General features: G+C 73.8%; 15 protein-coding genes. 5 read left to right on the top strand and 10 right to left on the bottom strand.

Features of this window, described 5'->3' with window-relative positions:
* The first annotated feature begins 51 nt into the window (after positions 1-51).
* A complete protein-coding gene (locus FYW95_RS07735; RefSeq protein ID WP_159943782.1) occupies positions 52-873 on the top strand; it encodes a DUF3710 domain-containing protein in 822 nt (273 codons plus the stop codon).
* Positions 874-930: 57 nt separating this feature from the next.
* Entirely contained in the window at positions 931-1,671 is a 741-nt protein-coding gene (locus FYW95_RS07730; RefSeq protein ID WP_159943783.1) for a PIG-L deacetylase family protein, read from the top strand.
* Between the two features lie 7 nt (positions 1,672-1,678).
* On the opposite strand, the gene FYW95_RS07725 is transcribed toward FYW95_RS07730, so the two are convergent.
* The gene (locus tag FYW95_RS07725) at positions 1,679-2,776 is read right to left on the bottom strand and encodes a serpin family protein (RefSeq protein WP_160050206.1); all 1,098 of its coding nucleotides are present in this window, start codon (positions 2,774-2,776) and stop codon (positions 1,679-1,681) included.
* 239 nt (positions 2,777-3,015) lie between these two features.
* Between FYW95_RS07725 and FYW95_RS07720 the strand changes: the two genes are divergently transcribed.
* On the top strand, positions 3,016-3,780 hold the full coding sequence (locus FYW95_RS07720; protein ID WP_159943785.1) for a DUF3159 domain-containing protein: 765 nt from the start codon (positions 3,016-3,018) through the stop codon (positions 3,778-3,780).
* A gap of 53 nt (positions 3,781-3,833) precedes the next feature.
* Here the strand turns inward: FYW95_RS07720 and FYW95_RS07715 are convergent, their stop codons facing one another.
* The 4 genes from FYW95_RS07715 to FYW95_RS07700 all read right to left on the bottom strand — a co-directional run bounded on the left by FYW95_RS07715 (position 3,834) and on the right by FYW95_RS07700 (position 6,603).
* Positions 3,834-4,598, bottom strand: coding sequence for a hypothetical protein (locus tag FYW95_RS07715; protein ID WP_159943786.1), 765 nt, complete (start codon positions 4,596-4,598; stop codon positions 3,834-3,836).
* 9 nt (positions 4,599-4,607) lie between these two features.
* Positions 4,608-4,805 carry a hypothetical protein gene (locus FYW95_RS07710; RefSeq protein WP_159943787.1) on the bottom strand — a complete coding sequence of 66 codons (198 nt, stop codon included), beginning with the start codon at positions 4,803-4,805 and terminating at the stop codon, positions 4,608-4,610.
* A gap of 441 nt (positions 4,806-5,246) precedes the next feature.
* Complete coding sequence (locus tag FYW95_RS07705; RefSeq protein WP_159943788.1) at positions 5,247-5,939, bottom strand: potassium channel family protein; 693 nt, start codon at positions 5,937-5,939, stop codon at positions 5,247-5,249.
* Positions 5,932-6,603 carry a potassium channel family protein gene (locus FYW95_RS07700; RefSeq protein ID WP_159943844.1) on the bottom strand — a complete coding sequence of 224 codons (672 nt, stop codon included), beginning with the start codon at positions 6,601-6,603 and terminating at the stop codon, positions 5,932-5,934. Before FYW95_RS07700 ends, FYW95_RS07705 begins: the two co-directional genes overlap by 8 nt.
* A 211-nt stretch (positions 6,604-6,814) precedes the next feature.
* On the opposite strand from FYW95_RS07700, the gene FYW95_RS07695 reads away from it, so the two are divergent.
* Positions 6,815-8,098 carry a class I SAM-dependent RNA methyltransferase gene (locus tag FYW95_RS07695; RefSeq protein ID WP_159943789.1) on the top strand — a complete coding sequence of 428 codons (1,284 nt, stop codon included), beginning with the start codon at positions 6,815-6,817 and terminating at the stop codon, positions 8,096-8,098.
* A gap of 36 nt (positions 8,099-8,134) precedes the next feature.
* Here FYW95_RS07695 and FYW95_RS07690 read toward each other — a convergent pair whose 3' ends face one another.
* From FYW95_RS07690 to FYW95_RS07670, 5 genes are all read right to left on the bottom strand, one after another.
* The gene (locus FYW95_RS07690; RefSeq protein ID WP_159943790.1) at positions 8,135-9,055 is read right to left on the bottom strand and encodes an EamA family transporter; all 921 of its coding nucleotides are present in this window, start codon (positions 9,053-9,055) and stop codon (positions 8,135-8,137) included.
* A 239-nt stretch (positions 9,056-9,294) separates the two neighbouring features.
* Positions 9,295-10,836 carry a hypothetical protein gene (locus FYW95_RS07685; RefSeq protein WP_236567905.1) on the bottom strand — a complete coding sequence of 514 codons (1,542 nt, stop codon included), beginning with the start codon at positions 10,834-10,836 and terminating at the stop codon, positions 9,295-9,297.
* Positions 10,833-11,696: an ATP-binding cassette domain-containing protein gene (locus FYW95_RS07680; protein WP_236567906.1), complete on the bottom strand. Its 864-nt coding sequence runs from the start codon at positions 11,694-11,696 to the stop codon at positions 10,833-10,835. Before FYW95_RS07680 ends, FYW95_RS07685 begins: the two co-directional genes overlap by 4 nt.
* Positions 11,693-12,493, bottom strand: coding sequence for a zf-HC2 domain-containing protein (locus FYW95_RS07675; protein ID WP_159943791.1), 801 nt, complete (start codon positions 12,491-12,493; stop codon positions 11,693-11,695). Before FYW95_RS07675 ends, FYW95_RS07680 begins: the two co-directional genes overlap by 4 nt.
* Complete coding sequence (locus FYW95_RS07670; RefSeq protein WP_159943792.1) at positions 12,490-13,074, bottom strand: RNA polymerase sigma factor; 585 nt, start codon at positions 13,072-13,074, stop codon at positions 12,490-12,492. Before FYW95_RS07670 ends, FYW95_RS07675 begins: the two co-directional genes overlap by 4 nt.
* A 125-nt stretch (positions 13,075-13,199) precedes the next feature.
* On the opposite strand from FYW95_RS07670, the gene FYW95_RS07665 reads away from it, so the two are divergent.
* Positions 13,200-14,135: an LLM class F420-dependent oxidoreductase gene (locus FYW95_RS07665; protein WP_159943793.1), complete on the top strand. Its 936-nt coding sequence runs from the start codon at positions 13,200-13,202 to the stop codon at positions 14,133-14,135.
* Positions 14,136-14,465: the final 330 nt, after the last annotated feature.

The raw sequence follows: 14,465 nt of genomic DNA, 5'->3' as shown, positions 1-14,465 counted from the left end.
ACGCAACCCCGGTACCCACCCGGGTCCAACGTAGAGCGAAGAGGTGAAGGCGTGTTCGGACGCCGCCGCAAGAAGCGGGACGACAAGACCGACAGAACGGGGACGGAGGCCGCGCCCGGAAGCGAGGGCGCCGCCGGAGCCGTCTCCTTCGGAAACGAGATCGAGCCCGAGAGGGCTCGGGAGCAGCCGGCCAAGGAGGCCGACCGCCACCGCGCCACCGGGCCCTGGGACGAGGCCGAGGAGTTCCCCGAGGCCAGGCGGATGGACCTGGGGAGCATGCGCCTGCCCATGGAGCAGGGCACCGAGATCCAGGTCAACGTGGCCCAGGACCGGCAGGGCAAGCAGAAGATCATCGGGGTGACCCTGGTGCGCGGCAAGAGCGCCCTGCAGGTGCAGCCCTTCGCCGCGCCCAAGTCCTCCGGGCTGTGGGACGAGATGCGCGAGGAACTGCGCGAGCAGGTCCTCAAACAGGGCGGCAAGGCCGAGGACCACGACGGCACCTTCGGTCCCGAGCTCAGGGCCGTGATACCGGTCAAGGGCCGCACCACCGAGGACGGCAAGCAGCTGGGCCAGCGCGTGCGCTTCATCGGCGTGGACGGCCCGCGCTGGGTGCTGCGCGGCGTGATCCGCGGCGAGGGCGCGGTCAAGCCCGAGCTGATGGCCGAGATCGAGCAGCTCTTCGCCAACATCGTGGTGGTGCGCGGCGACCAGCCCGTGCCGCCCAGCGAACTGCTGTCGATCACCGTGCCCAAGGAGGTCCAGGAGCAGATGGCTCAGGCCGCCAAGGCGCGCGCCGCCCAGCAGGCGGCCCAGCGCGGCAACGCGGGCCACTCACCCAACGGTGCCGCGGGTGGTTCCGGACAGTCCGTCTGACCCCCTGCGGACGAAACCGTGCCGGGGGCACGCCGCTCCTTCCGTAGTCTGTGCTCCATGACAGAGACGATGGAGAACAGCGTGCCCCGGCCGCTGCCCGAGGACTGGCAGCGCGCCCTGGCCGTGGTGGCCCACCCCGACGACCTGGAGTTCGGCTGCTCCTCCGCCATCGCCCGCTGGACCGGCCAGGGCAAGGACGTGGTGGAACTGCTGGTCACCAAGGGCGAGGCGGGCATCGACAGCATCGCACCCGAGGAGTGCGCGCCGCTGCGCATGGCCGAGCAGCGCGCGTCGGCGGCGGCCGTGGGCGCGGCCACCGTCGAGTTCCTCGACTTCCCCGACGGAACCCTGGAGTACGGACTGGAACTGCGCGCCGCGCTCGCCGCCGCGATCCGCCGCCACCAGCCCGACGTGGTCGTCTCCATCAACTTCCGCGAGCACTTCGGCGGGGGCGGCGGCTTCAACCACGCCGACCACCGGGTGCTCGGCCCGGCCCTGCTGGACGCCGTCCGCGACGCCGCCAACCGGTGGGTGTTCCGCGAGCAGACGGAGGAGGGGCTCACCCCCTGGTCGGGGGTGCGCTTCGTGGCCTTCGGCGCCTCTCCCCGAGCCACCCACTACGTGGAGCTCAGCGAGGACGACCTGGCCGCGGGCGTGGCCTCCCTCGCCGCCCACGAGGTCTACCTGGCCAACCTCGGCGACTTCGACCAGAAGGGCTTCCTGCCCCGGATGGCCGCCCAGTCGGGGGAGTGGTCCGGTGTTCCGCTCGCCACCACCTTCGAGGTGTTCGAGACCTGACCGGAGCTCAGGAGGCCGGGCCGGGGTCCACCGGATCGCTGACCCGGCCCAGGAACAGGACCGCCCCGCGGCGGCGCAGCACGAAGGCGAAGGGGCGGTCCACCGTGAACCGGACCGGCCGGGAGGGCGTGACCGAGGCTCGAAGCATCATCACCGCCGTGGCGGCGGCCCCCTCGGCGCCCCTCTCGTCCACACGCAGCACCGCCTGGTGCAGGATCTCGTCGGCCCGCAGCGACTCCGCGCTGATTCCGTCGAATCGGGCGTCCCCGGTGGCGATCCGGCGTACGCCCAGGGCCGCCAGCGGTTCCAGCAGGGAGGTCTCGGTCTCCACCCGAAAGCGCGGCAGGGCCAGTTCCACCTGCTGGGACGCGCCGCGACGGTAGAGCTCCGCGAGCACCCCGGCGGGAACCGGTCCGGGGGAGGCCGTGCGCTCGTCGGGCAGCAGCACGTCCAGGGTCAGTTCGTGGTCGCCCGGCAGGCTCACCATGCTCCATCCCCGCGCCCGTGCGTGGCGCAGGCGCGCCGAACGGTGCATGGTGGGGATCCGCCGCCTGCCGCCCGGGGCGTGGAAGGGCCGGTCCCGGGTCAGGCCGGGATCGAAGGGCTCGGGCCAGGTCACCTTCACCCACAGCGCGTTGACCAGCAGCATCCGCAGGTCGCGGTGGACGCTGTTCGGGGGGAGCAGTTCGGGGATCAGGCCGCGTGTCACCTCCGCCACCCGGCGGTTGATCCGGGAGCGCACTCCGTCGGCGTCGTGGGTGAAGTCGGCGTGCTCCACCTCGGCTCCCGCCCGCCCGCGCACGCGCGCCTCGAAATCCGGCACCACCTTCAGGTCGGCGGGCACGTACAGGCCGTTGAGGGCGGCCAGTTCCAGTCCGGGGTCGGCGGCCACGGCCGCGTCCAGGGACTCCAGCACGTCCGCGGGCTCCGCGCCCAGCAGGGCGCGCAGCTCGTCCAACGTCTCCCCGGCCGCACCGGTGGCCAGCAGGGCCAGCACCGTGCCCACCGAGTACGGCGACCACACGTGCGACCCGCCGGGCCGGGCCAGGACCCGGTCCAGAGCGGCGGCGAACTCCAGGTGCTCCGGGGACGTGTTCGGCTGCATGGCATCCTCGCTCGCGGTCGGCTCTGGCGGCCAGCGTACGGACCACGGGCCGCGCGCGCCAGGGTGGCCGCCCCGGCGGATCTGGACGGCCGGGGTGACACCGGACCGACACGGTGCCACCGGACACAGCGCACGCGACTCGATACACTCCGTGCGCACCGGGTCGCGTAGGCTGGGCACCGCGGTGCGGGCGCGGCCCGCGCCGGGCAGCGACGACCCACGACCGGACCGGGAGCAGGATGACTGAGCAGCAGCACGGCGCCGAGGAGGCCGCCCCGCGGACCGGGGCGGAGGAGACGGACCGGGCATCCGCCCCAGCGGTCACAGAGGACACGGTCGAGGCTCTCGTGCGCTCCCAGCTGGCCAAGGCCCTGGGCGGCAAACGCGGGATGGTCGAGGCGGCCATGCCCACCCTGGCCTTCACCGTCTCCTACATCATCGGATCGGACCTGCGGCTGTCCATCGGCCTCGGCGTCGCCGCCGCCCTGTTCCTGGGCGGGGTCCGGCTCCTGCAGCGCTCCTCGGTGCAGTACGTGGTCACCAGCCTGTTCGGCATCGGCATCGCCGCCGTGTTCGCGATGCGCAGCGGCAACGCCGCCGACGCCTTCCTGCCGGGGATCATCTACAACGCCGTCTACGCCGTGGTGCTGAGCCTGTCGGTGCTGGTGCGCTGGCCCGCCATCGGCCTGATGATCGGCCCGTTCATCGGGAGCAAGGAGGACTTCACCTCCTGGCGGGCCAACCCGGCCGTGGTCGCCCTGGCCTCGCGCCTGACCTGGCTGCTGGTGCTGCCCTGCGTGATCCGCGTGCTCGTGCAGTACCCGCTGTGGATGGCCGACACCTACGGCTGGGCCGACACCTTCGGCCTGCTGGGCCTGTCCAAGATCGCCATGGGCTGGCCGCTCCAGGTCGCCGCCTTCGCCGCCATGGTCTGGGTGCTGGCCCGGGGCCGCACCCCGCTGGAGGACGGGGCCGCCGTCCGGGCGGAGGACGGCCGGGAGTAGGGGCCGCCGGGGAGGCGGGCCCCGCCCGCCCCGAGGCAGGACCCCGGGCGCGCTCACCCCGGTCTTCGCGGCTTCGCCGACATCACCGCCCGGGCGTGTGCCCGGATCCACTCCTGCGCGTCCGCGGGACTGAGCACACCGCACCCGCGCACGAACGCCAGCACCGACACCAGCGTCGGCCTGGCCCGCGGCTCGACCAGTCTGCGCAACGCGCTGTGCGAGCGCGTCTGGTGCAGGTGGTCGCCCAGTCCCCCGGTCTTCTTCTCGGACAGCTTGGCCATCGTTCTCCACGGGGGCGTGCCGTGGGCGACGCGCAGCGCGTCCAGGGCGCGCACCAGGTCCGGAAAGGAATGTACGCGCCGGGGGTCGCAGAGCTCGTCCACCGGCTCCTGGGACCGCTGTCCCGTCAGCTGGTACCCGCGCTCGCGCAGGTCGGCGGCCCCCATGGGGGTCCGCTGGTCGATGTTCCTGCGCAGTCTCTCGTACTCCTTCCGGAACGCGGAGCGCAGCTCGGCGGCCGAGAAGGCCAGCCTCTCGCCCTCCTTGGTGTTGAGCAGTACCTGCGGAAAGGCGTGGCCGTGTTGACGGCCGGCGGCCGAGCGCAGAGCGTCCGTGCGGCCGTTGAGCAGGTCGTGGAGGAGACCCGCGGGTGCCTCCTTCTTCCGGAGGACCGACGACCAGGTGAGCTCTACCAGCCCCTGGGTGCGCATGAAGAACAGCAGCACACCGATGCGGTCCTCCTGGGAGTACCGGTCCGGCGGGAAGTGCTGGTCCAGGAGCGCATGGATCGTTCTCGGTCGCTGGGAAACGTTGTTCATACCGCTCGACTAACGGAACAGGCGGCGCGCCACGGACACCGCGGCGTAGCCGGCGGCCGAGGCCAGGGCGACGGCGGCCGGGGCCTCGTAACCGATCACCATGGCGTACATGACCAGCAAGATCACCACGACGGTGACGACCACCTTGGACCAGGGGACGGCTCGGGACCCCGCGGGCATGTAAATCTCGTACCAGGTGCCAGCCATAACGGAACATCTCCTTTGATGTGAGGGTGGTATCCGGCGAACAGGGAGGGAACCCGCATCCGACGCATATGTGTGCGTTCAGGGGGTAACCACTGTCCCTCGCCGCATCCCACTATGGCAGGCAGGGGGAAGTTTGGAAGCGGGACAGAGGGTGTGTAGGTGTCATTTTCTGTAACAAGCGCTCTAGCTGCGCCTATGCCCTCATTCGGGTCGCGCGGTGGAGTTTCGTGGAACTCGCTGCTCCGTGCTGGAACACCTTGGAACGGCGCGGAATCGGATTCATGTCATGCCCTGTTTTCGGGATATCCGTATATGGGGTCAGAATTCCGTTCCATCCCTTTGGGGAACAATGTCCCTGAGGGTGTGATGGGTTCCTGACGTGCGTTGCCGTGCCCTCGCGGTCGTGGAGGAACCGCCGGGCGTCCCGCCCGGCCGGTGCGTCTAGAGGGTCTCGGAGCCCTCCGGGGGAGCCAGCAGGGACTCCAGGGCGTCCAGGGACTCCGGTTCGGCGAGGAACACCACCGTGTTGCCCACCGACAGGGTCCGTGCGGGGTCGGGCGGGCGCACGCCGCCGGGGCCGACCACCGCCACCAGCGCCACCCCCTCGGGCAGCGCCTCCGTCAGCGCGCCCTCCGGACCCCCGGCGAAGCGGCTCTCGGCGTGCAGCACCGACTCGGCGATCTCCGCGCCGGGCAGCGGCGGCAGCGACCCCTCCGGGTCCGCCTCCTCCTCGGGGACCCCCTCGACCAGGTCGGCGATCAGCCGGGGCGGGGAGACCGCCAGGTCCACCCCCCACGACTCGTTGAACAGCCACTCGTTGTCGGGGTCGTTGATGCGGGCGATCACCCGCTCCACCGCGAACTCGGTCTTGGCCAGCAGCGACACCACCAGGTTGACCTTGTCGTCGCTGCTGGCCGCGACCACCACGTCGAAGTCGCCCAGGCGGGCGTCCTCCAGGGTGGCCAGCTCGCAGGCGTCGGCCAGGAGCCACTCCACCTGCGGCAGGTCGTCCACCCCGATGGCCCGGGTGTCCCGGTCGATCAGCAGCACGTCGTGGCCGTTGCCCGCCAGCTCCGTGGCGATGGAGCGGCCCACGCTCCCGGCTCCGGCGATCGCGATCCGCATCTCACCCACGCCCCGTCTCGTCCTCGTGCGGCCGCAACCCGTCCAGGTCGCGCCCGTGGGCGATGACGTGCAGCACGTCGCCCTCCTCCAGGGGGTCGTCGGAGCGGACCAGCACGATCCGCCCACGGCGGGTCAGGTAGGCCACCCGCAACGGCGCCCGGTCCTCCAGCTCGCCCACGCGCCGCCCGGCCCACCCCGGCGGCAGGGTCAGCTCGGTCATCGCCAGGGTCCCGGAGGCGTCCTGCCACTCCGGGCCCGCGGTGAGCCGCCCGTCCCCCGGCACCATCCGGCGCAGGATCGCGTCGGCGGTCCAGCGCACCGTCGCCACGGTGGGGATGCCCAGGCGCTGGTAGACCTCGGCGCGGCGGGGGTCGTAGATCCGCGCCACCACGTGCTCGACCCCGAAGGCCTCCCGGGCCACCCGGGCCGAGATGATGTTGGAGTTGTCGCCGTTGCTGACCGCGGCGAAGGCCCCCGCGCGGTCGATCCCCGCCGAGAGCAGCACCTGCCGGTCGTGCCCGGAGCCCCGCACGCCGTGCTTGGCCACCGAACCGCGCAGCCGCCGGAACGCCTCGGGGTCCTGGTCGATCACCGCCACCGTGTGTCCCAGGTCCACCAGGGTGTGCGCCAGCGTGGAACCCACGCGACCGCACCCCATGATCACGATGTGCACCTCGTCCGCACTCCCGTCGAGACAGCCGACCACCGCGCCGCGCGCGCCTGCGTCCACCTTGGCACAGATGCGTCCGACGCGCGCGTCGGCCCCCGGGCCGTCCGAGGCCAGCACGGACGGTGCCCGCCGGCCGGTAGATTGGGAACGGTTGGTGGCTGTGCGCGCAGGGTCACCCGTCACGTGACCCGACCACCCTTGTGAGGACACCGCCATGACCCGTGTGGGTACCGACTTCGAACTGACCGTCGACGACGTCGCGCACGGAGGCTGGTGCGTGGGGCGCCGCGACGACCAGGTGGTCTTCGTGCGCCACGCCCTGCCCGGCGAGCGCGTCCGCGTCCGCGTCACCGAGGAGACCTCCCGCTTCCTGCGCGGCGACGCCGTCGAGGTGCTCGACGCCTCGCCCGACCGGGTGCGGGCCCCCTGCCCGTTCGCCGGTCCCGGCCGGTGCGGCGGCTGCGACTGGCAGCACGCCTCCCTGGAGGCCCAGCGCGCCCTCAAGGCCAAGGTCGTCTCCGACCAGCTGCGCCGCATCGCCGGCATCGACCGCGAGGTCGTGGTGGAGGAGCTTCCCGGCACCCCCGACGGCCTGGGCTGGCGCACCCGCGTGCGCTTCGCCGTGGACACCGAGGGACGCGCCGGACTGCGCCGCCACCGCTCCCACGACATCGAGCCCGTCGACCGCTGCCTGATCGCCCACCCGGGGGTGGGCGAACTCGCGGTCACCGACGCGCACTGGGAGGGTGTGCGCGACGTCGAGGCGGTGGCCTCCGCCAGCTGCGCCGACCGCGCCGTCGTGGTCACCGCCCTGGGGGCCAAACTGGGCGCCCTGCCCGAGCTGGGCACCTCCAGCGCGGTGCTGCGCCGCTTCAAGGGCGGACGCCTCCAGCAGGTGCGCGGACGCCGGGGCGTGCGCGAGCGCGCCGCGGGCCGCGAGTACCGGGTCAGCGCGGGCGGCTTCTGGCAGGTGCACCCGGCCGCCGCCGACGTCCTCACCGACGCCGTCATGCGGGCCCTGGAGCCCAAGCCCGGCGAGACCGCCCTGGACCTGTACTGCGGCGCGGGCCTGTTCACCGGCGCGCTGGCCGAGGCGGTGGGCCCGGAGGGGCGCGCCATGGGCGTGGAGAGCGGGGCCGAGGCCGTCCGCGACGCACGGTACAACCTCAGGGACCTGGCGCAGGTGCGCGTGGAGCGCGGCGACGTGGCCGCCCAGCTGCGCGAGTGGGCCGACGTGCGTTCCGACGTGGTGGTCCTGGACCCACCCCGCTCGGGCGCGGGCGCCGAGGTGGTGCGGTCCGTGGCCGGAACGCGTCCGCGCCGGGTGGCCTACGTCTCCTGCGACCCCGCCACCCTCGCCCGCGACCTGGACCAGTTCGCCCGCCTGGACTACCGCCTGGTGGGTCTTCGCGCCTTCGACGCCTTCCCGATGACCCATCATGTGGAGTGCCTGGCGGTGCTGGAGCCGGTCCACCCGGCCCGCCGCCACCGCGACTGAGCCGGTGCGGGGCCGTCCCGCGGCCCCGCACCCCTCCTACCGGCGGGCCGGGGCGCGCAGGATCGCCAGGCCCAGCGCGAGCACGGCCAGGCCCGCCCACGACACGGCGGGCAGGCGCTCACCGACCACGAGCACGCCCAGCAGCGCGGCCACCGCCGGTTCGGCCAGGGTCAGGGTGGTGGCCACCGACGCCGAGGTGTGCCGCAGCCCCAGCCCGAACAGCCAGTAGGCCGCGAACACGGTGAACACCGCCAGGTGCAGGGCCACCAGGGCGCCGCTGACCGTGGCCAGCCAGGCCGTTCCGGCGGCCAGGACCACCGGGAGCACGGCCAGCCCGCCGCCCGCGAACATCGTGCCCATCACGGCCTGCGAGGGGTGCCCGCGCTGGATCAGCCGCTCGGCGACGAGCGTGTAGGCGGAGTAGGACAGCCCGGCCACCAGGGCCAGCAGCACGCCCGCCGGGCGCACCGCCTCGGCTCCGGTGAGCTCGGAGCCCAGGACGAGCACCGCGCAGCCCAGCACCGCGGCCAGGGTGGCCGCGGTCCAGCGCGCCGTGGGGCGGCCCCGCCCGGTCAGCCAGGCGAGCAGCCCGGCGAAGACCGGGGCGCTGCCCAGGGTGATGACCGTGGCCACCGCCACGCCCGCCAGCGCCACGGCGGGGTAGAAGGACAGCGGGTATCCGGCGACCGCCACGGCGCCCAGGGCCAGGGCCCCGCGGGTGGGCCGGTCCCCGTGCCGGAGCAGGGCCAGCGAGCCCCGGCCGGTGAGGAACAGCAGCAGGCCGCCCAGGACCAGGCCCGCGGAGCCGATGGCGGCGGCCGGGGCGCTGGCGGGCGCCAGGGAGCTGGCGGTTCCGGTGGTGCCCCACAGCACGGCCGCGGCCAGGATCGGGAGCGGGCCCCGGGCCAGGGCGGCGGTGCCGGAGGGGCGGGAGGGGGAGAGGGAGCGTTCTGACACGGTCGTGGTCCTTCGTCGTCGTGTGTTCCGGCAGGGGAGACGGGCGCACGACGAACACGGCCCCGGCGAGGGGCCGCCGCTCTTGCCACGGGAGGGAAGAGGAGGGGGTGCGCCCGGTCAGGCGCCCAGCGGGGGGAGCACGACGTGCCAGTACGGGTTCTTCACACGACCCATCCTACGACCGGATGTCATCGGGGGTGCCGCCGCCCCTCCCGGTCGGAGGCCCCGTCCGCCGCCGGTCAGGAGCACACCGGCCAGGTCAGCGACCACGGGTCGGGGGACAGGTCCCCGTAGCCCAGTTCGGGGTAGACCCGGTCCCAGTCCGCGCCGTCGGCGGGCGCGGTGGAGGTCTCCCGGAGCTCGACCCCCAACAGGTCGGCCAGGTCAGCGGTGTCCGTCTCCGGCGCGGACAGCTCCTCCCAGTGCTCCTCCAGCACCCGGCCCACCCGTTCCGGGGGCATCTCCGTCAGTGCCAGTCCCGTCTCCAGGTCGACCGGTGAGGGCAGGCGGGGAAACATGCCCATGGCCAGGGCCTCCACCTGCTGTGAACGGTCCTCCCCGACCGCGGCGGCGCCCAACCAGGCCGCCAGGACCATGCGCGCCTGGCCGTCGGCCCGGCACGCGTCGATTCCGTAGGGGGAGGGCAGGCCCACCACGGCCTGTCCGGTGTTCACGGCCAGGTCCGCGCGCCAGTACGCATCGTCCGGATCCAGATAGGAGTAGACGACGACGGAGCGCTCCTCGGGCACCTCCAGGCCCCGCGTGTAGGAGGAACTCTCCTGCCACACGACGAGCCCGGGCTCCAGCGCCCGCTCGGGCAGCGGATCCAGGACCGGGACCAGCGCCGCCTGCCAGTGGTCCACCCACGGTTCGAAGCCCGGCAGCGGGCAGTAGGTGATGCCCTCCCTGTCCTCGCACGGCTCCTCCGGGGCTCCGTGGATCCGGCTGTCGGCGATGGGCGCGTCCCGCGGCTGCGCCCAGCGCCCGTGCAGCACGGTGCCCCCCGCGCCCGCCAGCAGCGCGGCGACCGCGGCCAGGCAGACGGTGCGCCGGGCGCGGTGTCCGCGCGCGGCCAGGCCCAGGAACACCAGGGCGGCCACCACCAGGGCCGTGTAGGCGAGGAAGTGGGCGGCCACGTCGGTGACGGCGGGGGCGCGCATGGTGAACGGGTGCAGGGCCACGCGCGCGGCCCACTCCACCCGGGAGACCGCGCTCTGCAACCGGGACTCCGCCAGGGCGAGGCCGTACAGCCAGTAGGCGGGTACGGCCAGCACCGCCAGGACCAGCGGCAGGTACGAGCGCGTCCACAGCACCAGGGCGATCGAGGCCAGGGGGCCCGCCGCCGCCATCAGGAACGGGGTGGGCAGGGCCATCGGGCTCAGCGTGCCCGCCGGGGGCGAGGAGAGGAGCCACAGCTCCCACCCGGCCGCCAGCGCCGTCAGGGCCGTGCTCACCGCGACGGAGGCCGCCATCAGCGAGAGCACCCGACCGCTCCGGCCAAGGGGGGCCACCACCGCCGCGGAGTAACGGGCCTCGCGCATGGCGGGGAAGGCGGTCGCGACGAACATCAGGACGCCCACGAGCGTGGCGGTGGTGGTGGTGTCGTCGTACCAGCCCTCCCACATGGGCAGCCCCGCGGGATAGTACAGGTCCGGCCGCAGGACCAGGTAGGAGCCCACCGCCGTACCGGGCAGCAGCAGCGGGTTGCGGCACAGGCGCACCGTGTTGAACCACGTCAGCCGGGCGAACGTGCCCGCACTCCGGGGGAGGGCGGGGCTCATCGCGCACCCGTGAGCAGCAGGTAGGCCTCCTCCAGGGTGGGCTCGACCGGTTCCAGGCCGGGCCCGGCGGGGGCGGAGGTGGGGGTGAGCACCCGGTAGCGCCCGTCGGCCAGCCGCCAGGCCGTGTGGCCCCGGCCCGGGTGGCCGTCGTGGTCCCACACGTGTCCACGCGCCCGGTCCACCAGCTCACCCGGGGTGCCGTCGAAGACCACCCGGCCCTCGTCCAGGCAGACCACCCGCTGGCACAGCGCGGCCACGTCCTCGATCTGGTGGGTGGAGAGCACCACGGTGCTGCGCACGCCCAGTTCCGAGACCAGGCCGCGGAACCGGATGCGCTGCTCGGGGTCCAGGCCGATGGTCGGCTCGTCCAGCAGCAGCACCTCGGGGTCGCCGAGCAGGGCCGCGGCCAGCCCCAGGCGCTGGCGCATACCGCCGGACAGGCGGCGGATCCGGCTGTGCCGCCGGTCCGTGAGCCCGACCCGCTCCAGGCCGCGCCGCACCTCGTCGTGGCGGGCCCGGCGCCCGCCGAGCTCCTTGAGCACCGCCATGTAGTCCAGCAGCCCGAACGCGGTGAAGTAGGGGTAGAACTCGGGGTTCTGCGGCAGATAGCCCAGGCGGGCGCGGATCCGGGCCCGCTCGGCCGCGCGCTCGGGGTCGCGGCCCAGGAGGCGTATCCGACCCGCGCTGGGTTCCAGGTCGGTGGCCAGGCAGCGCAGCAGGGTGGTCTTGCCCGCGCCGTTGCGGCCCAGCAGCCCGGTCACCCCGGGCCACAGGTCCAGGTCCAGGCCCTCCAGGGCGGTGCGGGTGCCGTAGCGGCGGGTGAGCCCGCGCACGTGGACCGGTGCGCTCAACGTGCTCACGCCGTTCTCACCCGCCAGGCGATCGCGCAGACCAGGGCGATCAGCGCCCCAGCCCACCAGGCCTGCGCCTGGGGGGCGAGCAGCTGCAGCGGCTCGGTGCCACCGGAGGCGGTCAGGGCGCCCAGGGCGGTCAGCCACAGGGTCCCCACCACGGTGCTGGCCGCGCCCAGGGGGAGCCAGCGGCTGAGCACGAGCGAACCCGCGACGAGCGTGAGCGCCGGCAGCAGCCAGAACACCGCGGACCAGGGCGTGCGCGCCGAGGGCAGCAGCAGGGCCGCCGCCGTGCACAGGGTCAGCGCGGGCACCAGAACCGCGCTGGTGCGCAGGAACAGCAGCCGCTGGCCGGACAGCGGGGTGACCGAGGTCAGGGCGTGCGCGGGGTCCACACCGCGCCCGTAGGCCAGGGCCACGCCCACCAGGGGCACGACCGGGGCGGTGAAGGCGAACATCAGCGAGCCCCGCGGCAGGTGGTGGGCGGCCAGCAGGGCGGCGGCCAGCACCACGACCGTGGCCAGCAGCCAGGCCCGGTACAGCCCCGGGGTGGCGGCCAGCAGCTTGGCGGTGCCCTCGCCCACCCCCAGCCGGGACAGCAGGAACTCGACCGGGCCGCGCCGGGGGCGGTCCACGACGTCGCGCAGGTCGGCCCAGCTGCGGGCCAGCCAGGCCTCGTCGTCGGGCAGCAGGTCGCGGCAGGGCGCGCAGCGGGTGATGTGGGCCTCCACGGACATGGCGGTGACGTCGTCGGATCGGTGGTGGGCGTACTCGTGTGCCTGGGCAGGGGTCAGGTGCCAGCTCAAGTCAGTGCCTCCCGTAGGCGCGCCTTGGCGCGCATCACCCGTGTCTTGACGGTTCCCTCGGGGATCTGGAGTATCTGTGCGGCCTCGCGGACGGTGAGGCCGTCGAGCACGGTGGCCTGGATGGCCGAGCGCAGCTCGGGGGAGAGGGAGTGCAGGGCCGCGCCGAGGGGGCCGTGCTCGATGTTGAGCAGCACGGTGTCCTCGGCGGAGGCGTCGCCGATGGTCTCGTAGTCGGCGTCGCTGTCGGAGATCCAGTGGTTGGCGCGCTTGCGCAGCTGCGAGATGAGCTGGCGTATCGCGATGGTCCACAGCCACGCCCCGGCGTCGGTGTCGCCCGGGCGCGGGGTGAAGGAGCCCGCGTTGCGCCACACCGCCAGGAAGGTCTCCTGCAGGGCGGCGTCGAGCTGGTCGGGGTCGGAACAGCGGTAGCGCAGCCGTGCGCGCAGCCAGGTGGCGTGCCTGCGGTGCAGGATCTCCAGGGCGTGGGTCTGGCCTGCGGCGACGGCGGCCAGCAGCACCGCGTCGGTGCTGTCCGGGCCGTAGTCGGGGGCGCGGCGGCGCGCGCGGCGGAGCAGCTTCACGTGGGTGGCTATCGCTCGGGGGACGGGGATCGGTTCCGCGGGGAGGCGGGGCGCGGTGCGCCTGATTCCACGCTAACCGCGCGGCGGATTCGGTCTGCCCCCCGCTGTGGGAGAAAATGGGGCGTATGCGCCTGAGGATCTTCCTTGAGCCCCAACAGGGGGCCACCTACGATGACCAGCTCGCCGTCGCCAGGGCCGCGGAGGACCTTGGCTTCGACGCCCTGTTCCGGTCTGACCATCTTTTGCACATGGGGGATCACGTCAGCGGCCTCCCCGGGCCCACCGACGCCTGGATCACCCTGGCGGGCCTGGCCCGCGACACCTCCCGTATCCGCCTGGGCACGCTGATGACCGCGGCCACCTTCCGCTACCCCGGCCCCCTCGCCATCTCCGTCGCCCAGGTCGACCGCATGAGCGGCGGTCGGGTCGAGTTCGGCTTCGGCGCGGGCTGGTTCGAGCAGGAGCACGCGGTCTACGGGATCCCCTTCCCGGCCACCGCACGCGAGCGCTTCGACCGCTACGAGGAGCAGCTCGACATCATCACGGGCCTGTGGGCCACCCCCGTGGGCGAGACCTTCCGCTACGAGGGCAAGCACTACCGGCTGGCGGAGGGCCCCGCGCTGCCCAAGCCCCAGCAGGGTCCCCGCCCGCCGGTGCTGATCGGCGGCACCGGCCCCAAGCGCACGCCGCGCCTGGCCGCCAAGTACGCCGACGAGTACAACGTGCCCTTCGCCTCGCTGGAGGACACCGCGGCCGCCTTCGAGCGCACTCGCGCCGCCGTGCGGGCCTCGGGGCGCACCGCGCCGATGGTCTACTCGGCCGCGCAGGTGCTGTGCGCGGGCAGGGACGAGGCGGAGCTGTCCCGGCGGGCCGACCGGATCGGCCGCCAGGTGCCGGAGCTGCGGCGGAACGGCCTGGCCGGCAGCCCGGACGAGCTGGTGGACAAGATCGGCCGGTTCGCCGAGGCTGGGGCCGAGCGCATGTACCTGCAGGTGTTGGACATGTCCGACCTGGACCACCTGGAGCTGGTGGCGTCGAAGGTCGCGCCGCAGCTGGACTGAGGCGGGGAGCGGTGCCGCCCCCCGGCCTTTCGCCGGGGGCGGCCGCGCGGGGGGAGAGCCCGCCCGATAACTTGATATCGAGATACAAGTCAGATACCTTGACATCAAGATAACTGCGGGGTCCTCCCCCCGGCCCGCACCGGTGCGGCCGTGTGAGGTTGACCGCTCGGCGGCGTCCGGACCCGCGAGTGGCGGGCGCTCGCGTTCCGTGGGCACCCGGTTGGTGACCAGGTGCGTCACCGCAGGTCACAGCGGTTCCGGTGGCGGCCGGAAGGCGGGGGAGGCCACCCCCGCGGCCCTGACGCCCCCGGCGTCCGGTCAGGGCGGACT

This window comes from Nocardiopsis sp. FR4 (assembly GCF_009830945.1).
Taxonomy (GTDB): domain Bacteria; phylum Actinomycetota; class Actinomycetes; order Streptosporangiales; family Streptosporangiaceae; genus Nocardiopsis.
Note: the sequence above shows the minus strand (reverse complement) of the source record. Positions and strands in the feature narration are given on the sequence as shown.